Here is a 21,709-nt window from a genome sequence, read left to right on the forward strand (position 1 = left end):
CATGCGTTGGTCCCTGCTCATATCGCTCCTGCTCGGCTCGCCCCTTTGGGCGGCGGATTGGGATGTGCCCAACCGGGCAGGGGCCATCAACGAGATACTGGCGCAGGCGGCGGATGGGGACACCCTCCGCCTGAGCCCCGGCGTTTACACAGAAACGCTGGTTCTGGACCGGCCCGTCACGATTGACGGGCTGGGACAGGCCACCATCGACGGACAAGGCGAAGGCAGCGTCATCACCGTGACCGGGCCGGGTGTGACCGTGCGCGGTCTGACGGTGATCGGATCGGGCTCGGACCATGACGGGATCGACAGCGGCATCCAGTTGACCAAGACGGCCCATGCGCCGGTGGTCGAAGACAATGTGCTGCTGGGCAATCTCTATGGCATCGACATCCATGGGGCCAAGGACAGTATCGTCCGGCGAAACCGAATTGAAGGGCGGCAAGACCAGCGCATGAACGAGCGTGGCAATGGCGTCTATGTCTGGAACGCGCCGGGTGCGGTGGTTGAGGACAACGATATCCGCTATGGCCGCGACGGAATCTTTGTAAACTCGTCGAAGAAGAACACCTTCACCGGCAACCTGTTTCGCGATCTGCGTTTTGCCGTGCATTACATGTATGCGGACAATTCGGTAGTCAGCAACAACGTCTCGATCGGCAACGATCTGGGCTATGCGGTGATGTTCACCTCGAACGTGCAGGTCACCGACAATGTGTCGATTGATGACCGCGAACATGGGATGATGCTGAACTATGCCAACAAGAGCGTTATCACCGGCAACGTGGTGAAAGGTGCCAAGGAAAAATGCACCTTCCTTTATAACTCGAACAAGAACGAATTCACCGACAACTGGTTCCAGGGTTGCGGCATCGGCATCCACTTTACCGCCGGGTCCGAAAGCAACCGCATCGTCGGCAACGCCTTTGTCGGGAACCGGACGCAGGTGAAATACGTCTCGACCAAATGGGTCGAGTGGTCCGAGGACGGGCGCGGCAATTACTGGTCCGATTTCGCCGCCTTTGATGTGGATGGCAACGGCATCGCCGACGCCCCCTATCGCCCCAATGACAGTATGGACCATGTTCTGTGGACCCAACCCGCAGCCAAACTGCTGCTCGGCTCGCCTGCCGTGCAACTGGTGCGCTGGTCGCAATCGGCCTTCCCGGCGTTGTTGCCGGGGGGTGTGATGGACAGCAACCCATTGATGCAAGCCCCTGAACCCCCAGCTATGAAAAAGGTGCCTCATGACGGATAAGGCCCTGTCAATCGACCATGTTCTCAAGGACCGAGGGAAAACCCGCGTTCTTGACGATATCACCCTGTCTCTTGCCCCCGGTCAGCGCGTTGCGCTGTTGGGCCATAACGGTGCGGGCAAGTCGACGCTGATCAAATCCATCCTCGGCCTGACGCCGATCCATGGCGGAGCCATTCGGATCGGAGACGCCACCCCCGGCAGCGCGCAGGCGCGTCGCGAGACGGCCTATCTGCCCGAAGCGGTGTCGTTTCATCCCGCTTTGACAGGGCGCGAGCAGTTGACCCTGTTTGCGCAGCTTTCAGGTGCAAAGGCCGACGTGCTTGGCCTGTTGGAGCGCGTTGGTCTCAGCGACGCATTGGACCGCCGGATCGGTACCTATTCCAAAGGCATGCGGCAACGTCTGGGTCTGGCGCAGGTGCTGTTGGGTCAACCGAAAGTGGCTTTGCTGGATGAGCCGACAAGCGGGCTGGACCCGATTTCTCGGCAGGACCTGTACGCCATCATCGACGAACTGGCTGCCCAAGGCACAGCCGTTCTAATCGCCAGCCATGCGCTGACCGAGGTCGAGGCCCGCACCGACCGCATCGCCATCATGCGCAAGGGTCGGATGGTCGCCGACGACACGCTGAACAACCTGTCGGCGCTGGCCGGTCTGCCGATCCGCCTGAAGGTGCGCGCCAGCGCCAATGCCGATGCGCTGGCCGCAGAACTGGGTGGCAACCGGATCAACGGCGCATCGGTGGAACTGCTCTGCACCCCCGCTGACAAGATGGAGGCCCTGCGCCGGATCGCCGGGCTGGGCGACGCGGTGGCGGATGTCGAGATGACCCCGCCCAAGCTGGAAGACCTCTATCGCCACTACGCACAGGAGGATTTGCAATGACCCGCTTCCTCGCCATCACCCGCACCGAAATGCTGATCCTGCGCCGCAATCGCTGGCTGCTGGTCGCCACATTGATCATGGTGCTGTTCGCTTTGGCGCTGACCTTTGCGGGCAGCGCACCAACCGGCACGTTGGGAGTCGACATGCTGACCGTCTCGGTCGCGTCGATGACCACGCTGTCGGTCTATCTTGCGCCGCTGCTGGCGCTGATGATCGCCTTTGACGCCATCGCGGGCGACGTGGATCGCGGCAGCCTGTCGCTGCTGCTGTCCTACCCGGCGGGGCGCGGAGAAATCCTGCTGGGCAAGTTCACCGCCCATCTGGCCGCATTGGCCTTCGCCATGACCATCGGTTTCGGCACCGCAGGCGCAGTGGCCGCCTTCTTTGGCGGCGCGGGTCCGGAAAGCCTGATGGCTCTGGTCCGCCTGATCCTCACATCTATCCTGCTGGGCGCTGTCTTTCTGGCGCTTGGATACTTGCTGTCCGCCCTGGCAAAGGGGGCCACGGCGGCGGCAGGTTTGTCGGCCGGGCTCTGGCTGGTTTTTGTCGTCCTCTATGATTTGGGCCTGTTGGGGGCCGTCGTCATGGACAAGGGCGGCACCTTCACCCAATCCGTCTTTCCATGGGTGATGGTGGCCAACCCGGCCGACGCATTCCGTTTGTGGAACATCGCCGCAACCGAGGGCGTTGCCATGGCCTCCGGCATGACCGGGGCGGCGCAAGCTCTGCCCGTTTGGGCCGCGCCTGCCTCGCTGCTGATCTGGCCGGTGCTGGGCTTTGCCCTTGCGCGTCTCGCATTTCGGAGAGTTGAGCCATGAGATACCTTGCCCTGATCGCTCTGGTCGCGTTGACGGCCTGCAAAGAAGAGGTGGCCGAGGCCCCCGACCCGGTTGATCTCACCCCGGATGCGCTGAGTTATTTCTGCCAGATGAACATCGCGGAACATGGCGGGCCCAAAGGGCAGATCCATCTGGAAGGCTATCCCGCGCCTTTGTTCTTTGCGCAGGTGCGCGACATGCTGGCCTATCTGAAAAGCCCCGAACGTGACGCCAAGATCACGGCCGCCTATGTCAGTGACATGAGCGTCGCGCCCAGCTGGCGGCAACCGGGGATTTCCAACTGGATCGCAGCCGATGGCGCGACCTTTGTCGTTGGCGCCGATGTGGCCGGCGGCATGGGTGCGCGCGAAGTCGTGCCCTTTGGCGACCCCGCCGCGGCAGAGGCGTTCATTGCCGAATATGGCGGCGCCGCCCTGCCACTGTCTGATATTCCCGATGCCGAAGTGCTGGGCCCCGTCGATCTGGACCTCGCGCTGGAGACCCCCGCATGACCCTTCTGACCCGCCGCCGTTTCCTGGCCATCTCAGCCGCCTGCGCCGCCGTACCCGCCGCTGCTGGCAACGTCACCCAATGGCGCGGTATTGCGCTGGGCGCACCCGCCAGCCTGAGGCTGGAAGGCTCGACGGACGCACAGGCCGCGCCGATCTTTGCTGCGGTCGAGGCAGAGCTGAATCGGCTGGAGGATATATTCAGCCTCTACCGGACGCACTCGCAGATCAGTCAGCTTAACCGGATCGGCCACCTGGTCACCCCGGCGCCTGAGCTGCTGGAGGTGCTGAGCCTGTGTTCCACGCTTCACGACGCTTCGGGCGGGGTATTTGATCCGACGATCCAGCCCCTGTGGCTAGCGCTCGCGAGTGGCGCGGCGGGGTCGCAAGTGGAACGTGCACGCCAGACGATTGGTTGGGACAAGGTTCACGTAAGCGCCGGTGAGATCCGCCTGCCGCATCCCGGACGCTCGGCGATTACCCTGAACGGGATTGCTCAAGGTGCGATCACTGACCGGATTGCCGCTTTGATGCGATCCTTCGATCTGCGCGATGTGCTGGTGGATATGGGCGAGGTCGCCGCCCTTGGCCAGCGGAGCAATGGCGAGCCGTGGCGCGTCGGGCTGGCCAAGCCCGACGGTGCTGTCGCCAAACGGATCACACTGCAGGACCGCGCCGTCGCAACCTCGGCCCCCGAAGGCACCATGCTGCAGGGCGATCAGGGGCATATCCTGAACCCGAAAGGGTTGGGTGCGCCCTATCAGGCTGTATCAATCTCAGCCTCGCAGGCAGCATTGGCAGACGGGCTCTCAACCGCCCTATGCCTGACCCCACGTGCCAAAGCAAACGCGCTGATATCGCGTTTTCCGGGCGCGCGTATCGAGATGAGTATCTGAGCGCGGGTAAGACTTGTCGTAAGAGGATGGTGCCTCAAGAGGGACTCGAACCCCCGACCTTGTCCTTACGAAGGACCTGCTCTACCAGCTGAGCTATTGAGGCGATGCGGAAGCTCGTTTAACGGCAGCGCGCGGGTCATGCAAGCGTGGATTGCCGGGCCGGTGCGCGGTTGACCACTACGCATTCATCCCGCATCCTGACGCCAACATGATCCGCCCGGCGGGTTACGGTGGTTTATCAGATATTTGGCAAGGTCATTTGGATGTCCGGGAATTCGCAGAAGTCTTATGTGCTAGACACCCACCGGCTGCGCGACCCGGAAGAGACCCTGGCCATCGTCAAACCATTCCTCAAGCAGATGGGCATAACCCGGATCGCCAACCTGACGGGACTGGACCGGGTTGGATTGCCGACAGTGATGGTGACGCGGCCAAACTCGCGCTCGGTCGCGGTGTCGCTGGGCAAGGGGCTGTCGCTGAGCGCAGCCCGGGCTTCGGGCGTGATGGAAGCGATTGAATCCTGGCACTCAGAGCGGATCGAACTGCCGCTACGGCTGTCCAGCTTTGCTGATCTGGCGGTGGAGTATGTGGTCGATGCCGACCGTCTGCCCAGCGTCACCGGCGGGCAGTTCGACCCTCATCAGGCGATACTGTGGGTGCTGGGGCGCGATCTGCCCTCGAGCCAGCCCTGCTGGGTGCCGTATGAGATGGTGGACACCGATTATACCACCTCGCCCGTGGCTGGGCAGCGGGCGTTTCCGCGAACGACAAACGGGCTGGCGTCCGGCAACAACCTGACCGAAGCCAGTTGCCACGCGATCTGCGAGTTGATCGAGCGTGACGCCACAACGCTGTGGCACCATCAGGGCGCAACCCCGCGTGTTAATCCCCGTACAGTGGACGACCCGCGTTGCCTTCAGGCGATGGAACAGATTTCTGCGGCGGGGCTTGATTTGGGAATCTGGGACACGACCTCGGACATCGGCATCGCCAGCTTTCGCTGCGCGATATGTGAGGACGGAGGCACCACGGGCCATATCGGCATCGGCGACGGCTGCCACCCGGATCGCGCCATTGCCCTGCTGCGGGCGCTGACCGAAGCGGCGCAAACACGGCTGACCTATATCTCGGGCGCGCGGGATGATCTGGACCCGGAAGAGTTCTCGGACACTGCCCGGAACTGGCGCAGCGGATACATCCGCGAACTGATCGATGGCTCGGCGCCCATCGGTGATTTCACCGAATGCCCAACCTACGTGACCGGATCTTTCACGGATGACCTGTCTTTGTTGCTGGCGCGCCTGTCCGAGGCAGGCATAGATCAGGTGGTCACTGTTGATCTGTCGCGACCCGAAATTGACATCGCAGTGGTGCGCGCGGTGATACCGGGCTTGGAAGCGCCCCATGACGATCCCGACTTTGTCGCAGGCCCCCGTGCGCGAGCGGTGACGTCATGAGCGTGGTTGTTTTTGTCGGGCCGACGCTACGGGCCGAAGCCGTGCGCGAACATCTGAACGCCACTATCCTACCCCCGGTTCAGCAGGGCGATGTGTATCGGGCAGTGCGGGAAAAGCCGCGTGCGATCGGGATTATAGACGGGTATTTCGACGGGGTGCCCTCGGTCTGGCACAAGGAAATCCTGTGGGCCTTGGAGCAAGGTATACCGGTCTTTGGCAGTGCCAGCATGGGTGCGCTGCGCGCGGCAGAGCTGGCGGATTTCGGGATGATCGGGATCGGCCAGATTTTTGAGGGTTACCTGAATGGTGCCATCGAAGATGATGACGAGGTGGCGGTGCTGCACGGCCCTGCCGAGCTTGGCTTTCCACCGCTGAGCGAGCCTATGGTCTCGATCCGCGCCACCATTGCGCAAGCCAAGACAGCGGGTGTGTTGTCGTCTGAGACGGGCGACGCGTTGCAGCAAAAGGCGAAAGACCTGCACTACCGTGACCGGGTTTGGGATCGCATCCTTGAGGGCACTTCGGACCCGCAACCCTTTCTACGATGGTTACCCGAGGGGCAGGTGGATGCGAAAGGGGACGACGCCCGCACGATGCTGGCTGAGATGGCCCGCTTTCTGGATGCTGGAACGAATGTGTCAGACGCACATCGCACCGAACGGACGCTGGTCTGGCGTGACCTCTGCGCTCGTGTGGATGGGGAAGCCGCACAACAGGATAGCGAGGCGCGGGCGCTAGTGGATGAGCTGCGGCTTGATCCGGTTCTCTACGCGCATCTGCGTGATCGCGCGGCGTTAGGCTTGCTGTCCAAAGACGAAACCCGCCGGCAGGGTTTGGAGCCGGATAAAAACGCCGTGGTCAAGCAAATGACAGAGCATCGGCTGGAGGCCAGACTGCCCCGCCACGCGGATTTGCTTGAATGGCTGGAAGAAAATGACCTGACCCTTACGCAGTACGAGGCGATGCTGGCCGACAAATCCCGTGTCGATATCGCAATCCAAACGCTGGCCGAGACAATGGATGCCGCTTTGCTAGCCGAGCTTCGACGCTCGGGCGACTACAGCGCGTTGCGCGACCGGGCGCAGCGCAAAGCGGCGTTGCCGCCGGACCAAAGCAACGCTGCAACCCGGACGCGCGCCTTGATCTGGTATTTTGAAACACGTCTTGACCAGAGGGTGCCGGATGATCTTGACTCCTACGCGATCGGGCTTGGCCTTGAGGGGCGCGATGCCTTGGTTGATTTGGTTGCCGCCGAGTTCATGTTTTGCCAAGCTGGTGGCGATCTGGTTGACCAAGAGCCCGGATTGGCAGCCGGTCTGCACGCCGGCGGATAACGGGAGGGAAAATTGGCAATCTGGCCCGACTATTCAGAGAATGACCCCCCCGGCACGCGGTTCTTACTATATCCACAATCGCCCTTTTTAGAGCCGAATTCCAAGCCCGAACTGGTCGAAATATCGGCCCCGCAAGGGACCATAGGCCCAGGCCCATCGGGCCCCCGCATGTATGCGATGTACCCGGTCGACAAAACGACCCCCTATGGCGCGATGATCGAGGGTGAAGACGGCCCCGAGATGTATCTGCCCGCATGGGACGGCTATATCCTGCCGCCGCCCGAGCCCGATGAGTTTGGCAATTTCATCCATATCGATCCCGAGGACCCGGCCTTTGAAGCCGCCCATCTGTTCGGAGCGGCCCATTTCACCATGGATGTGTGGGAGGGCTATTTTAATCGCCCGATCCCCTGGCATTTCGCGCGTGATTTCGAGCGGCTTGAGCTATCGTTGCTGCCAAGTCTAGATAACGCGCATATCGGTTGGGGATTTCTGGAAACCGGTGGCACTCGCGATATCGGTGACGAATACCGCCCCTACAGCCTGAACTTCGATGTGGTCGCGCATGAGATCGGCCATGCCATCATCTACAGCGTGGTCGGCATGCCATCCGAAGAGGATGCGACCGGCGAGTATTATGGGTTCCATGAATCGGCGGCCGATATGGTGGCGCTGTTGGCGTCGCTGCATTTCGGCTCGGTCGTGGATGAATTGCTGAAAAACACGCGCGGCAACCTTTATACCTATAACCGGCTGAGCCGCTTTGCCGAGCTGTCGCAGAACTCGCAAATTCGGATCGCCGCCAATGACCGGACGCTTTCTGAATTCTCGCATGGATGGTCCAGCGAACACGCCCTGTCGGAACCACTGACCGGGGCGATGTTCGATATTCTGGTCGATATCTACCACGAACGACTGGTAGCACATGACGTGATCGACCCGGAGATGGAGGAGCTCTCGGACGAGTTGGAAGGGACCGACGAATACAACGCGATCATGCAGGACCTGTTCGACGAACATTACGCAGCCGACCCCGAAGGCTTTCGGGTCGCCCTGATCGAAGCGCGGGACCTGCTGGGGTCCTACCTTGCAGATGCGTGGGAGAAACTGGACCCCGATATGCTGAGCTACTTCGGCGTTGAACGCGCCTTGGTCATGGTCGATCACGAGGTCACCGGCGGCGCATTCCGGCAGATTATCGAAGGCAATTTCCGCATGCGCCACATCGGATTGACAGCGCCCGGCCCCCGTTTGACCAAGCCCGACGGCACGAGCCATGCCGCGTCGGTTCGTACGCTGTCACCCGAGGTGAATGAACCTTAAAGTCTTTGTTTTTCCCCCGCTATTGTGGCAGGTTACGCGCACGGGGTGATAATAGTGACATTCAACGCGCACTGAATGCGCAAACCGGGACAGGCGAGGCAATCGGCAGCGTCGACCCCCGATAGGGAGAGAGTGATATGTCTGAGTCCTTACTCAGTTTTTCCGAGGTATTACTGTTTGGGCGAGAGTTAAGTGATTTAAAACTGAAACAACGCTCGGTCCGGTTGGCCGAAGAGGTTGAGGAAGACTACGACTTCAGTAAGAAATTCACCAAAATCGACGGCGTACATGTCCGGGAAGACGATCGTGTTCTGGTCCAGGTCGGGGATGCGGCAAACGAAAAGTCCGGAATCTACAAGGTCATCAAGGACGGCGACAAGTTCAAGTTCGACAAGCGGAAGAAGGTTCCGCACGACTCGTTTGTCTATATACGCCGTGGACGTCAGTTCAAGCATACCCACTGGCAGCAGATCGCGAACCGGCACTCGGAACAGCTGTTCATCGAACAGGATGGCCGCCGGAGGGGTCGCGGCGTCAATAATTTCATCGGGGACCAGTTCGGAGGCGATGCACGACTGGCCCGGATTTACGGCTTCGCCTATGACGGCACCTATTACGAGATGCCAGAACCCACGATCTTTCTGGTGCATGGCGAAGGCGAGAGCGCGACGGGTGGCAACCTGCCCCATGGCTTCAAGCTGCAGACCAGCAATGACGCTAACGCGCCGGACACCACACAACAGGCCGCACGCGCGCCGATGAACCCCTCGGTTTCGGGCGTCGCGGCAGCGGATTACCAGATGGCCAATGACATCCGCGTCTGGAACTACGATCAGGCCGATTACACCATCCGCATGGATATCGCAGCCGGTCAGATCGAAGACGTGCTGCTGGACGTCTACTTTGAGTATGACGCACCGATGATGTCCGGAGCCAAGGTCTCGGGCGCCAAGGTGAGCGGGGCCAAGGTCTCGGGCGCGAAGGTCAGCGGGGCCAAGGTGTCCGGTGCTAAGGTGTCAGGTGCCAAAGTCAGCGGCGCAAAGGCACGTGGTGAATAGGAAGGCTGAAATGATCCTGACCGATTGACGTTTGGTTTTATTCCAACGTCTGCTTTGGGTTGGCGGGCCATTTATGCCTGACCCGCCATCCCTTTCGAAGATCAGAACTTGCCGTTTTCGTGCGCCATTTCGGCTGGCGTAGGCGAAACGACGTCCCAATGTTCAACGATCTTTCCATCTTCGACGCGCCATAGGTCGAAGAAGGCCCAAGGGTTCCCGCTGACGGTGGCATCTGAGGCGACAAAGACAAAGTTGCCTTCGGCCACCACAATCTGCGGCTCGAATTTGGTGATCACATTCCCCTGCTCTGCCCAGGCTTTGGTGCCCTCGATCAGGCCATCGATCCCATCGGCAAGCATTGGATTGTGCTGCATATAGACCTCGGAATACATCGGAGCTTTCTCAGGCGCGGCACCGCCCAGAACGTCACGCACAAACCCCAGAACCAGCGCCTTGTTTTCTTCTGTTTTCTCAAGATCGGTGATCTCGGTCGGCCCATCTGTCATGCCACGGCCCGACACTGTTGTTTCGGGAACGGGCTGCAAATTGTCCCAATGTTCAGCAACTTTGCCATTATCGACGCGGAATATGTCAAAGGCGGCGAGGGTCGGTGCACCAAAAGCGTCCGCGTTGTCGAACGTGCTGTGCAATACAACCATATCGCCCTCGGCGATGACCCGGTAGGTAGTTGCAGTCATCCCGGATTGTTCGACCAAAGGGATCAGGCCGGCCAGGCCTTCGGCTCCGGTCGGGACTTGCGGGTTGTGCTGAATATAGTCCGGGGTAACGAGCTGTAGCACTGCCTCCGGATCATGTTCAGCAAAGGCAGCCGTAAAAAGTGCGATTACAAGTTCTTTGGGGGACATGTTGATTTCCTGTGATTCGTATCTACTGGATACGTGGTAGCAAATCCATACTACATTTCAATTACGTACTTTAAAATGACCTGGTATGCTTGAGGCTACTGCCTGAATTTTCAGGGAGTTGTACCGAGGCCAACGTGACGCTATTGTGCGATTAAGTTTCGAAACAATACCAGAGACTGAGATGCTACCAATTGGTGTTGCCAACAAGGCAGAAGCTTCCAACTGCTCAATCCGTTCCGTACTGTCCAATGTGACGGGCAAATGGCGGATGATCATCATCCTTGCGCTGGAGGATGAGCCGAAACGCTTTGGCGATCTCAAGCGCTGTATCGGAGACATCACACAAAGTGTGTTGACCGAAAACCTGCGCGGGTTGCAACGTGATGGTTATTTGACCCGCACCGTCGATCCCGGACCGCCAGTGGCAGTGTCTTATGAATTGACACCTTTGGGCAGAAGCTTGCTTGAAATGCTGAAACCGCTCGTCTTCTGGTCGCATGAACAAATGGATGAAGTCAGGCGGTTACGCATGCAGTTCGACCGCGAACAGGCGAGTTGATTTTTATAGGCGAGATCGGGCAGCAGCTCAGAACCCGGCCTTTTTGAGCCCCTCGACAAAATGCTGCGTGTCGTCGGACAGGCGGTCTGGCTGAACCTTGGCCCAGCGCGACAATGAGAAATTGGGATGCGCTGCGCGGTGTTTGTCGGCGATCTGGCGGGCCATTTCCAGCTCGCCCTTATGGGCATAGCTGGCGGCCAGCACGCGCTGCCCCTCGGTCGGGTTGTTCATCTTGTTCACGCATGAGATCACGTCGTCATAGCGTTTGAGATTGTAATAGGCCCCGCCCAGATGCCACAGGTACTGATCGGGGAAATAGGGGTTCAGGCGCATCGCCTGCTGCAGATGTTTGATGGCGGTTTCGTTGTCGCCCCAATGGGCCAGCGCATCGGCGTAGTCCGAATGCATGTCCGCATCGTTGGGGTTAAGCTGCAGGGCGCGTTTGTAGGATTCGATCGCCGAGTCATGCTCTTTGCGATAAAGCTGCACATAGCCCAGCTCTCCAAACCCGCGCGCGTCTGTGGGGTCAAGCTCCACCGCACGCTGAGCCAGCGACAGCGCCTTGTCCAGCGCGCTGTTTGGGTCTTCGGTCCATGAATAGCGCCAATCGATGTTGAGCGTGCGTGACAGCGCCGCCGCGGCCCGTGCATACCCGCCGTCGCGCTCAAGCGCGGATTCGTAGCAATGCTGCGCCTTGCGGTTGTCGTTGCGGGTGTATTTGAAAATATGGTGCTGCCCCTGCAGAACCGAACCATAAGCCCGCAGATCTGACGGGATTGCCTGCACCATGCGCAGCTTTTCATGCGACTCGATCATGACTGCAGTGGCGGCAACGATGCACTCGGTCACCTCATCCAGGATGTCGAAGATATCATCGAGCTTACGGTCGAACCGTTCACCCCAGATGGTGCGTTCGGTGTTGGCGTCGATTAGCTCGGCCGTGATCCGGATACGACTGGACGAGCGGCGCACACTGCCGCGCGCGATATAGCGCACGTTCAGACGCCGAGCGGCTTCTTGCGGCGACATCGACTGGGTCTTGAAGAAGAACGAGGAATTCCGGGCAATGATGAACAAGTTCCGGAACTTGGACAGGTTCATGATGATGTCGTCGGTCAGCCCTTCGGCGACCCAGCTGTCATCTTCATCCCCGCCTTGGCTAGTAAAGGGCAGCACCGCAACCGACGGGTTATCGGGCCTTTCAAGCACTTCCAGCTGCATCTCAGGACGTAGGGTTGCGGCCATTGTTGCACCCTCGACCTCGGTTCGGACACAGTAGGTCGCGACCGGAGACATAATGTTCTTGAGCTGCTTGGGACCGAGGAATTCATAGCCATAGCGCAGGCGGTTACGGATCTGTTCATAGACGGCTGCGCTGACATAAACCCGTTCTGGCTCGGCAATCTCCTGCAGGCGGGCAGCGATATTGACGTTGTCACCGTGGATGCCGCGTTCGTCCATCAGAACTTCGCCCATGTGAACGCCAGCGCGAAATTTGATGTTGTGCTCGTCATCCCGCGCCTGATTATGTTCCGCAGCGATCCGATGCAGTTCGATGCTGAACTCTACCGCACTGGTCGCCGTGTCGAATAAGGCAAGAATGCCGTCACCGCGCACTTCGATGATTTTGCCCTGATACTTTGAGCAAGCCGATTCAAGCTGCGAAAGCAAAGACTTCAACGCGTTATACGTATCCATCTCGTTCTCGCTCATCAGGCGGGAATAGCCGACAACGTCGGCAAAAAGCACCGCGCCTAGTTTCTGTTTTATTGATGCGTCCGAACCGGTCGTGTTCACTGGCAATACTCAATTGTGTTGTCATGTCGAATCCGACAGGACTGTTTTAGCAAAAAATGACTCAGAATACGTAACATTTTAGGTATCTGCACCGGAATCGGGGGGCCAAGACCACCCAGAGGCATCAAAACTGACCACTGTTTGGGTGCCTAACTCCTGCGCGAGCACCTCTCGACGCGCGATCCAGTCCTGCTGCAACATGCCGACGACAACCATGTCATGGAACTGCCCATCCGCGAACCAGGCCTGACGCATCGTGCCCTCGATCTCGCAGCCGATTCGCTGGATCAGATCTCGGCTGCTGTGATTGTCGGCCCGGTAATACGAGGTGATACGGTTCAGGCCCAGTTGCCGGAATGCGAAATCCAGCATCAGCGCAACCGAACGCACCGCCACGCCATGTCGACGGATGGATTTGTCGACAAAAACCGGAACCACCGCATCCCTGTTGACGCTGGAAATTGCTTCAAGCCCGGTCATCCCCACCAGATCACCACTGTCAGATTCGATAGCGAACCAGCATTTGCAGCAGTCCTTTGAGGTGTTTATCGCGTCTTCCCAATATTGTTCGGTCTGTACCAGGTTCTGAGGAATGCGCGACGTTCGGTCGAACAGTGCCAGGTCATGGATATCCTGAAACCAGCGCGCAACTGTTCCCAGATCCGCCTTTTCCAAAGGGCGCAATCTGAACAACCGGGGTGAGCTATCGGGCAAGAGAAAATATCCTCCGAGTACAATTCTGAAAATCTATTCGCGGGATACTAGCACGAAAATTTCAGAAACAATAAGAGGTTGTTCACACAACGCAGCCGTAGGCCGCTACCCGCTGAACGGGTGCAACCGACAAACTTGTAATGGGTGGCAGGTCGTAAAGAAGCGTTACGATCAATCAGCGGTTTTCAGCGCGAATGAGGAAGATGTTGCGCAGGTAGATGGACAGGCCCATCGACTGACCCAGAATAAAGACCGGGTCACGGCGATAGATCGCATAGCTCAGCAGGATAAGCCCGCCGCCGATCGAAAGGTACCAGAACGCCATCGGGATGACGGATTTCTTGGCGCGCTCGGACGTGATCCATTGCACGATAAACCGGGCGCTGAACATCAGCTGACCGGCCAGACCGATAAAGACCCAGAGCGCCTCGGTCGGGCTGTCGACGTGCAGGATTTCCAGAATGGTTTCTTTCATGACCGGGACGCCTCGGTTGCGGAAACGGATTTGGCGCGGCGGGTCAGCCAGACGACGCCGAACAGATCCCAGATGCCGACCATGGCCCGCCCGAAATTGGTGTATTTGGATTCGCCCGACAAACGCTGCTGATGCGCCACATCCACCAGCGCGATATTCCAGCCATAGGCCTTAAACAGGGCGGGCAGATAACGGTGCATATGATTGAAAAAGGGCAGATCAAGGAAAGCCTGCCGTCGGAACGCCTTGAAACCGCAGCCGGTGTCACGTGTGCCGTCTTTCAGCATCCAGCCCCGCAGTGCATTGGCAAAGCGCGAGGCAAGCTTCTTTGACGCAGTGTCTTGTCGGCCAACCCGTTGCCCCGCCACCAGGCCAATCGAGGCATCACCACCCGACACCAGCGGCGCCCAAATCTTTGGCAGCTCTTCCGGCGGGTTCTGTCCGTCGCCATCCAGCGTGCAGCAGATATCCGCGCGTGCCTCCTTGACGCCGGAATGCACGGCAGCACTTTGGCCACCGGCCGTTTTGTGCTGCAGGATGCGCAGTTGCGGACAGTCTTTCTGCATCTGTTGCAGCGCCGCAAAAGTGCCATCGGTCGATCCATCATCAACCGCGACAATCTCGAACGCGGGCAATTCGGTCGCAGCAGTGCAGATGCCCTGGATAAGACCAGGAACAGCCCCCTGTTCGTTATGCATGGGAATCACGATCGACACGGTGGGTCGATTGTCAGCGTTGGCATCATGATCAGCATGCATGGTGGATAGCTTTACTTGTTTCAGTCTCAGGGCTTTTGCGGGATCAACGGCGAAAATTCAAGTGGCCACCGCATCGCAGGCCAACATCTGCGCAACTTGTTGGGGCATTGTTCAGCGATGGGACGGATTGCACCGTGTCTCCTATTCAGGGGCGGGCGTGACACCGGTTGCCGACCAATAGACCAAACCCTCAACCGCAGTTGTCTGCGTCTCAAGCCCGATCAGGTCAGGTGCCAGCTCAGACAACTCACCCTCCGAACAGAGCCCTCGCAGCGGGCCGGTGGTATAGCCGAACCTGTCGAGGTATTTGTGCAGCTCCAGCCGTCTGAGATAGACAAAGCGCCTACCGTTGGAAGCAAAGACCGATGCGGCCCCGGGCGGTACGCGCAACTTGCGGTCATAGGCGCAGAGCAGCAGGGTTTCATCCGGTTGCAGCATTGCACCCAAAGGGGTCAGAATCTCGGCCTCGGGCACGCCCAAACGCACGCGACCCTTGCCCAGATCGGTGGCATCGCGGTCATAGAACAGGCCGCCTGCAACAAAGACCAGACCCAGCGCGGCCACCATCCCGGCCCAGCGCAGGCGCTCGACCGAAAACAACAAACCGGTTGCCGCGACCATCAGCATCGGCAGGATCAGCAGGGTGTAGCGTGCATAAACCTTGCCGGCTGCGGCCCACATCATGATGACGAAGAACGCGGCTATCCCTGTTGCAGCAAGAAGTCTGGGCCGCTTTTGCAGAAATGGCAGAGCGCAGATGCCGACAAAACCCAGCAGCCGCAACCACGGCTCGCCCGAGATGATCAGATCATAGAGCTTCCCGAAGCCGCGATCGCTGAGCGATGGGCGAAAACGATCCAGCATCTCGCCTTTGATGTTGCCATCAAGCGAGTCGCCAAAGAGGAACCGAAGCTCTTGCAGGATCGGCCAGGCGAAGGCCAGCGGGATCGCAATCTTGAGTGTCCGGCGAAACGTTCTGTTCTGCCAGATCTCGCTGAACGGTTCCGTCTGCCATCTGTTGGTCAACTTCAGCGTCAGTAGTGCCAGCGCTAGAAAGGCCAGCGGGGTTGGGCTTTTCTGCAAGGCGGCCAACACCAGAGTTGCGCCGAAATAAGGCCAGTATTTCGGCTTTTCCAACGCTGCCAACAGGGCTGCAATTCCAAGGGTCGAAAAGAAAACCGCACCGGTATCAAGCATCGCGGATGTGGCGTGTTGCCAGAACTGAAGCGACGTGGCCACCAGCAGGACCGAAGGCAGCATGGCCCAGGGGCTGTCCGGGATCATCACCCGCGCCAGTACGGCCGTTGCCATCAGCGCGCCCAGCGCAAAGATCATCGACGGCAGGCGCAAGGCCAGAATATCAGATACGCCAAACTCCATCAGCAGTGCAGACATCCAATACTGCATGGGCGGTTTTTTTAGGCTAGGTTCGTTGTTGGAATAAACCGCCAGCCAGTCCCCATTGCGCGCAAAGCCTGTACTGCGGTCATAAGTGTAGAATTCATCGTAGTGATAGATGTTCCCAACACCCAGATCAGTCAGATACCAGGACCAGACCAGGACCATCACCAATGCGGTGACGAAGTAAGGAAGCAATCTTAGCCAATTTGGGGAGGTACCGGTCATGCTTTCCGTGGTCCTATCGCGTCATAGAAATATGTGGTGTTGATCCCGCCGGGCCTTGTTTGAAACTGCCGCGCGTCGCGCTCCCATTATTGCGTCGCCCGTCCAAGAGCAAGAAGTTTAGAAGGGCGACCGCGCTTGTCAGACTGCAGGCTCGGCCTCGTCGGGCAACATCAGGCTCAGCTCACCCTCTTTGAAGCCATCGAAGGACAAGTCCCAGCTGGCACCGGGCCAAAGCAGTTGCAACTGCTTCTTCGCAGGCCGATAGACCGCAGTATAGAGCGTGCCGAAACCTGATCTGAAAGCCGTTGAATAAAGCGGCGGACGCAGGAACGCATCGATAAACCGCTTCTCGCTTTCCGGGTGCTGGTTGAGACGGTTGAGCAAGAACCTTTCGCGTTCCACGGTGGCCGTAAAGCGCGCATGGGTGGACCATTCGACATGGCCCTGATGGTTGGTCGCGACCGGCTGGTCCGAGATTTGCGGGTGCCGGTCTGGGGCTAGATAAACCGTGCTGTGGTTATACTTGGCATCCAGAACGGTGACGTTATAGCTCATGTGGCAGGGGATGCGGCACAGGCAGTCGACCGCCTCGGCCGTTGTCTCGCAGGTTTGAAGGACATAGCGCAGGATCAGCGGCACGCCAAAGCCGTCGCCGACCTCGCGCCGCCCGCCAAAGGTGAGCGAGACCGTCAGACCGGCATCGTTGATGCCATCAAGCAGACCCAGAACGCCGTCGCTCATCCCGATGATCCCGCGCCCGCCCCATTGGGTTTTCAGCAGAGCGGCGTCAAAGGTTTTTGGATGGTAGTCGTAATTGCGCACCAGAAACGGTGTCTTGCCACGCCAAATCGCCTGGCTGCAGCCCGAAAGATATTTCGGCGGGCAGTAAAAGCTGAGAAACCGTGCCTGGCTGTCGCTGCCGCCGACCAGTTCGACGATCTCTTCGTACAGCGGCAAAATCTCGGGCATGTGTTTTTGCAGGGCGCGTAGACATTCGCGATAGGTGGGGCGGGCCGAATACCCCTCTTGCGCCCACCATTTGCGGTAGGCGGGCCAGTATTCGGCAAACAGCCCGGCCAGCTTGGGACCGGGCTGTTCCTCGTCAATTGAGCGAAAAACAAGCGCCATAGGGCTTTCTACATAATTTTGAACGCGGGGTCTTCCATCGGCTGTGCCGCGGGCAGCGGTTCAGCCGTATAAGCCGAAGTGATCCCATGAATCCACTTCTTCGATTTGTCCGTCAGTTTAAAGCCCTTGGTCATTGACCGCCCGCGAGTCACGAGGATACCCAAATCAGCGCCCTCATAGCGGTAATCACCGACATTCGAGATACGCAGGAAGAACGCTTCGTTCTCGCCCACCGCGCGGCGGTGATAGTCGAACCGGTCGAACACGACGCGGCCATCTTCCAGCATCTTGTAGATGCCCGATTGTGGGGCCTGCGTGATCCGGTCGACACTGTCATCGGTGTGTTTGATTACCATTTGCGACCAGCTGTCGATCATGTCCGGATCCGCCCAGCGGGCATTCAGTTCCTCGACATCCAGCTCGAAGGGCTTCTTTGAAAACTCAAGTAGATGGAACAGAAACAGTGGCGCATCAGCGTGCGCAAAGGCCGCGTGGTTGGTCATCGAGCTGGCGCCAGTGATACGGGGGTTCAATTCGCCCAACCACAGTTCGTCGGTTTTCTTATCGATCAGGAAGTCGAGTTCGAAATAGCCGCGATAGCCTGATTTGCGCAGCTCTTCCCCGAATTGGAAGGTCAATTGCCGCGCCTGTTCACGTGCTTTCGGTGGAAAGGCGGTTGAGAAAATCTCATTCCCGCACCAGCCGCCGCGATAGGGGGTAAGTTCCTTGAAGCCCACAAGCTCAGTCATCAGCGGGCCAACGATGGTACCCTCCGAGGTCGCACAAGCCTCGATCGCCGCCCCGCGACAGTCGATCCGCTTCATGATCTTGATCTCGCCTTCGCCGATGATCTCGTCTTTGTGCTTGTTGAAATCGGCCTCGGACTTGATGAAAAACGTCGTATGGCCACTGTCGCCGAAGGCGGATTGTAGCACCAGATCATTCCCCAATCCGGCCTTTTCGCAGATCTTTTTCAGGTGATCATAGCTTTTGACAACGCTCAGCGTGTTGGGCACCGAAGGCACACCCGCCTTATTGCCGATACGGACAGTTTCGATCTTGTTGTCACATTTGGTGCGCAGCTTGGCTTTGGGGAACCACAGCTGACCGCCCAGCTCCTTGACCAGCTTCTCGGTCGTCTCGTCGAACATCAGGAAGACAAACTTGGGCTTGCCACCGCGCCGCTTGACCAGGTCGATGACCTCTTTGTGCTGCAGCAGATAATTGTTGATGTCTTCGATGGACTGAAACTCATCATGCGGCATTTCCGAAGGCACAAACACGTTCGGATGTCGCCCGTCAAAGCAATCCATGTAGCAGATATAGGTGAAGTTCATCACCCATTCATCCAGCCCCAACAGGTTGAAATTGGTTGCCGATACGAAATAGATCGGGTCCTTGTTGGTATGGAAATACCGGCGGATTTCCGAGATGTTTTTCAGCACCTTCTTTGGCATGATTGTTGTCCTCCCTGACCCCTTAGGGGTTCTTTACTGACTTCAAAGCGTCTTCGGTAAAAATGCGCAGGCCCAGATCGGCACGGAACCCATGGATTTCCGAGACGTCCAGTTCCTGCATGAATTTGAGAATTTCAGGGCTGATCACCTGCCCCGGTACCAAAATGGGAAAGCCCGGCGGATAGGGGATCACGAAGGTGGCCGAGACCATCTCTTCCCCGGCTTCGAGCCGTTCCAACATCTCCTTGTCGGGTTCGACATAGTCGCAATTGTCTTCGTCATAGGACAGGAAAAACGCCGTACGGATGTCACCGGCTTCGGTACCTGCCTCACAGCGGAACGCATCGTGGAACCGACTAAAATCGGGCAGAGGTGGGACGTGTTCGCTCAGGTTGCTGACGCGCTTTTCGAAGGCCAGCTTCTCCATCTTGGACGCATCGTCCATCAGATCGTCGAGTTCCTTGGCGATCTCGACCAGCACCTCGATCAGATAGGCGACCGAACTGCGCGTGGTGCCGATATTGGTCATGAACAACACGGTATTACGCGAGGTTTTGTTGATCTGGATGCCGTATTTATCCATCAGGATCTTGGTCTTGAAGGTATCGCCATCCCAACCGGTCGCGCCCACATGCAGCGTGATACGTGTGGCATCCAGAACAAATTCGTCCCGCGCCCAGCAATCCCAGACATCGGCCCAGCCCTGATCGGGATCGAAATAGCTGGTCATGCCGCTTTCGCGATATTGCTCGGGGATCATGTCACCCGCTGTGACCAGCTTGAAATACTTCCTGAGCAGCGGATGGGTCGTCACGGCCCGGCGGATCGCCATCGCGCTTTCGACCTGCCGCTGGACGAATTCGTATCCTTCGATCTCGACCTGTCTGCGGCCTACATCCAATGAGGCGATGATCTGATAATTGGGAGAGGTCGAGGTGTGGGTCATATAGGCCTCGTGAAACGCCTCTTCGACCGCACCTTTGAACTGCTGGTCATTGACATGGATCATCGAACCCTGCCGCAGCGCAGTTAGCGTTTTATGCGTCGACTGCGTGGCATAGACCCTAACGCGTGCATCGGGCGGTGCGATTAGGCGGGTGTTCAGAAGGGTTTCATCATCCGCGCCCTTCAGTTCCTCCTGCTGTTTGGCATAAGCCTCGGCATGTTCTGGGGTGCGGAATTGTTCGCGCAGGATATTGGCCGATCGCATCGCGGTACGTACGCGCGAATTCGGGGCAAAGCGCGCGTAACCGAACCACGCCTCATCCCATAGGAACACAAGGTCCTTTTTGATCGCCAGACATTCCTGCATCACCCGCTGCACGTTGTAGACGATGCCGTCGAATGTGCAGTTGGTCAGCAGTACCATACGAACCTGATCCAGCTTGCCTTCGGCCTTCAGGGTCAAAAGCTTGTGCTTGATCTCTCGGATCGGCACCGCGCCGTACATCGAGTAATCGTGCAGCGGATAGCTGTCCATATAGACCACGCTCGCCCCCGCCAGCACCATGCCGTAGTGGTGCGATTTGTGGCAATCGCGGTCGATCAGCACGATATCTCCGGGCCGTACCAGCGCCTGCACAACGATTTTGTTGCAGGTCGAGGTGCCGTTAGTCGCAAAAAACGTCTGTTTAGAGCCGAATGCGCGGGCTGCGGCTTCCTGCGCCTCTTTGATCGGACCTTTGGGTTCCAGCAGCGAATCCAGCCCGCCAGACGTGGCCGAAGTTTCCGCCATGAAGATATTTGATCCGTAGAACGCCCCCATGTCCTGAATCCAGTGGCTTCGACTGATCGATTTACCCCGGCTGATCGGCATTGCGTGGAACACGCCCGTGGGCTGTTTTGAGTATTCCTTGAGCGCCGTGAAGAACGGCGTCTTATAGCGCCGCTGCACTCCGCGCAGGATGTTCAGGTGCAATTCCAGAAAGTCTTCCTGATTGTAGAAAACCCGCCGGCACAGGCCCAGATCGAGACCGGCAATATCTTCCGCCGAACGGTCGGTGATTAGATAAGCGTCCAGCTCGGGGCGCAGCATGCCGATCCTGCGGCAGGTTTCAGGGCCGTATTCCGAGGGGGACAGCGCATCAAGATCGGCGCCCTCGCCATAGAGGCTGATATAGCGGCCCAAAACATTGGTTTCGTTCTTGGACTTCAGGCTAAGGCCCGGACGAACGATGACCGCCTGTACATTCTGGTTGAACAGGACCCCGATCAGAGCATCCTCGACGCTGGGGACCACAACGGTTTCATAGATGAACGGATCTTCGCTGCGGCGCATCCGTTGCAGGCTGGTTTGCAGGAACCGTTCCTGATGTTCGTTGACCTTGTCAACGATCATCACCTCGAAATATGGGCGGCCCAGCGCGCGGGCTTCATGGCTTTGGGTGGACTCGTCCTCAAACTCATCAACCTCGGTCTCATCCGCGATCAGCGGGATCGAGCGGCGACGATACGCCCCTGAGGTCAGCGCCCGCGACACCCGGCGCACGGCGGTTGAGAAATCGCCAAAGTTGCCATGGTCCAGCAAACGGCGCAGATAGTCGAACGCCGATCCGCCCGGAAAAGCGAAATACATCTCGATCGGGGCCAGCGCCTGCAGCAACTGCCGTGCCCGGTCCCGATCTTTTTCGTTACCGCCCTGATCCAGAGACTCGGCCGTTTCCCGCAGCGCGCTCCATCGGTCTGCCCTCAATTGTGAGGCGCTGTAGTAGTCCGAGATAGTGTGGAGCTTTTCGCTATCGGAAATGCCGTGCATGAAATTTTTCCTTTCTGCCGATACCGAAAAGCTGAGCC

19 protein-coding genes and 1 tRNA gene are annotated in these 21,709 nt (G+C 58.6%); 10 read left to right on the forward strand and 10 right to left on the reverse strand.

Features of this window, described 5'->3' with window-relative positions; genetic code table 11:
* Window position 1 precedes the first annotated feature (1 nt).
* From ACR0NE_RS19750 to ACR0NE_RS19770, 5 genes are read left to right on the forward strand one after another with little or no spacing between them, the layout of a single operon-like run.
* Window positions 2-1,258, forward strand: coding sequence for a nitrous oxide reductase family maturation protein NosD (locus ACR0NE_RS19750; RefSeq protein WP_170595021.1), 1,257 nt, complete (start codon window positions 2-4; stop codon window positions 1,256-1,258).
* On the forward strand, window positions 1,248-2,141 hold the full coding sequence (locus ACR0NE_RS19755; protein ID WP_170566629.1) for an ABC transporter ATP-binding protein: 894 nt from the start codon (window positions 1,248-1,250) through the stop codon (window positions 2,139-2,141). Before ACR0NE_RS19750 ends, ACR0NE_RS19755 begins: the two co-directional genes overlap by 11 nt.
* A complete protein-coding gene (locus ACR0NE_RS19760) occupies window positions 2,138-2,959 on the forward strand; it encodes an ABC transporter permease (RefSeq protein WP_170513553.1) in 822 nt (273 codons plus the stop codon). The genes ACR0NE_RS19755 and ACR0NE_RS19760 overlap by 4 nt, the downstream gene beginning before the upstream one ends.
* A complete protein-coding gene (locus ACR0NE_RS19765; protein ID WP_170595018.1) occupies window positions 2,956-3,471 on the forward strand; it encodes a nitrous oxide reductase accessory protein NosL in 516 nt (171 codons plus the stop codon). The genes ACR0NE_RS19760 and ACR0NE_RS19765 overlap by 4 nt, the downstream gene beginning before the upstream one ends.
* Window positions 3,468-4,364, forward strand: coding sequence for an FAD:protein FMN transferase (locus tag ACR0NE_RS19770; RefSeq protein WP_170595015.1), 897 nt, complete (start codon window positions 3,468-3,470; stop codon window positions 4,362-4,364). The genes ACR0NE_RS19765 and ACR0NE_RS19770 overlap by 4 nt, the downstream gene beginning before the upstream one ends.
* 27 nt (window positions 4,365-4,391) lie before the next feature.
* On the opposite strand, the gene ACR0NE_RS19775 is transcribed toward ACR0NE_RS19770, so the two are convergent.
* Window positions 4,392-4,467: transfer RNA gene (locus ACR0NE_RS19775), tRNA-Thr, on the reverse strand.
* Window positions 4,468-4,627: 160 nt separating this feature from the next.
* On the opposite strand from ACR0NE_RS19775, the gene ACR0NE_RS19780 reads away from it, so the two are divergent.
* From ACR0NE_RS19780 to ACR0NE_RS19795, 4 genes are all read left to right on the forward strand, one after another.
* Window positions 4,628-5,821 (forward strand): YcaO-like family protein, encoded by a 1,194-nt coding sequence (locus ACR0NE_RS19780; protein WP_170595012.1) that lies wholly within the window; start codon window positions 4,628-4,630, stop codon window positions 5,819-5,821.
* Entirely contained in the window at window positions 5,818-7,155 is a 1,338-nt protein-coding gene (locus ACR0NE_RS19785) for a TfuA-like protein (protein WP_170595009.1), read from the forward strand. The genes ACR0NE_RS19780 and ACR0NE_RS19785 overlap by 4 nt, the downstream gene beginning before the upstream one ends.
* Before the next feature lie 12 nt (window positions 7,156-7,167).
* Window positions 7,168-8,478, forward strand: a complete 1,311-nt coding sequence (locus tag ACR0NE_RS19790; RefSeq protein WP_170397993.1) for a gluzincin family metallopeptidase — start codon at window positions 7,168-7,170, stop codon at window positions 8,476-8,478.
* A 137-nt stretch (window positions 8,479-8,615) separates the two neighbouring features.
* Window positions 8,616-9,536 carry a pentapeptide repeat-containing protein gene (locus tag ACR0NE_RS19795; RefSeq protein ID WP_170397991.1) on the forward strand — a complete coding sequence of 307 codons (921 nt, stop codon included), beginning with the start codon at window positions 8,616-8,618 and terminating at the stop codon, window positions 9,534-9,536.
* 101 nt (window positions 9,537-9,637) lie between these two features.
* Here ACR0NE_RS19795 and ACR0NE_RS19800 read toward each other — a convergent pair whose 3' ends face one another.
* On the reverse strand, window positions 9,638-10,402 hold the full coding sequence (locus ACR0NE_RS19800) for a nuclear transport factor 2 family protein (protein ID WP_170595005.1): 765 nt from the start codon (window positions 10,400-10,402) through the stop codon (window positions 9,638-9,640).
* A gap of 181 nt (window positions 10,403-10,583) precedes the next feature.
* Here ACR0NE_RS19800 and ACR0NE_RS19805 point away from each other — a divergent pair, with 181 nt between their 5' ends.
* On the forward strand, window positions 10,584-10,961 hold the full coding sequence (locus ACR0NE_RS19805) for a winged helix-turn-helix transcriptional regulator (protein WP_170397987.1): 378 nt from the start codon (window positions 10,584-10,586) through the stop codon (window positions 10,959-10,961).
* Window positions 10,962-10,988: 27 nt separating this feature from the next.
* Here ACR0NE_RS19805 and ACR0NE_RS19810 read toward each other — a convergent pair whose 3' ends face one another.
* From ACR0NE_RS19810 to ACR0NE_RS19845, 8 genes are all read right to left on the reverse strand, one after another.
* Window positions 10,989-12,758, reverse strand: a complete 1,770-nt coding sequence (locus ACR0NE_RS19810; protein ID WP_170407986.1) for an adenylate/guanylate cyclase domain-containing protein — start codon at window positions 12,756-12,758, stop codon at window positions 10,989-10,991.
* 78 nt (window positions 12,759-12,836) lie between these two features.
* Window positions 12,837-13,472: a GNAT family N-acetyltransferase gene (locus tag ACR0NE_RS19815; protein WP_170595002.1), complete on the reverse strand. Its 636-nt coding sequence runs from the start codon at window positions 13,470-13,472 to the stop codon at window positions 12,837-12,839.
* Between the two features lie 175 nt (window positions 13,473-13,647).
* Window positions 13,648-13,947, reverse strand: a complete 300-nt coding sequence (locus ACR0NE_RS19820) for a lipid-A-disaccharide synthase N-terminal domain-containing protein (protein WP_039542759.1) — start codon at window positions 13,945-13,947, stop codon at window positions 13,648-13,650.
* Window positions 13,944-14,705, reverse strand: coding sequence for a glycosyltransferase family 2 protein (locus tag ACR0NE_RS19825; RefSeq protein WP_170407982.1), 762 nt, complete (start codon window positions 14,703-14,705; stop codon window positions 13,944-13,946). Before ACR0NE_RS19825 ends, ACR0NE_RS19820 begins: the two co-directional genes overlap by 4 nt.
* A 141-nt stretch (window positions 14,706-14,846) precedes the next feature.
* The gene (locus tag ACR0NE_RS19830) at window positions 14,847-16,331 is read right to left on the reverse strand and encodes a glycosyltransferase family 39 protein (protein ID WP_170594999.1); all 1,485 of its coding nucleotides are present in this window, start codon (window positions 16,329-16,331) and stop codon (window positions 14,847-14,849) included.
* A 138-nt stretch (window positions 16,332-16,469) separates the two neighbouring features.
* A complete protein-coding gene (locus ACR0NE_RS19835) occupies window positions 16,470-17,459 on the reverse strand; it encodes a C45 family autoproteolytic acyltransferase/hydrolase (RefSeq protein WP_170594995.1) in 990 nt (329 codons plus the stop codon).
* A gap of 8 nt (window positions 17,460-17,467) precedes the next feature.
* On the reverse strand, window positions 17,468-18,916 hold the full coding sequence (locus tag ACR0NE_RS19840) for a biotin carboxylase (RefSeq protein WP_170407976.1): 1,449 nt from the start codon (window positions 18,914-18,916) through the stop codon (window positions 17,468-17,470).
* A gap of 22 nt (window positions 18,917-18,938) precedes the next feature.
* A complete protein-coding gene (locus tag ACR0NE_RS19845; RefSeq protein ID WP_170594992.1) occupies window positions 18,939-21,671 on the reverse strand; it encodes an aminotransferase class I/II-fold pyridoxal phosphate-dependent enzyme in 2,733 nt (910 codons plus the stop codon).
* Between the last annotated feature and the right edge of the window lie 38 nt (window positions 21,672-21,709).

It is taken from the genome of Ruegeria sp. C9, from assembly GCF_056537585.1.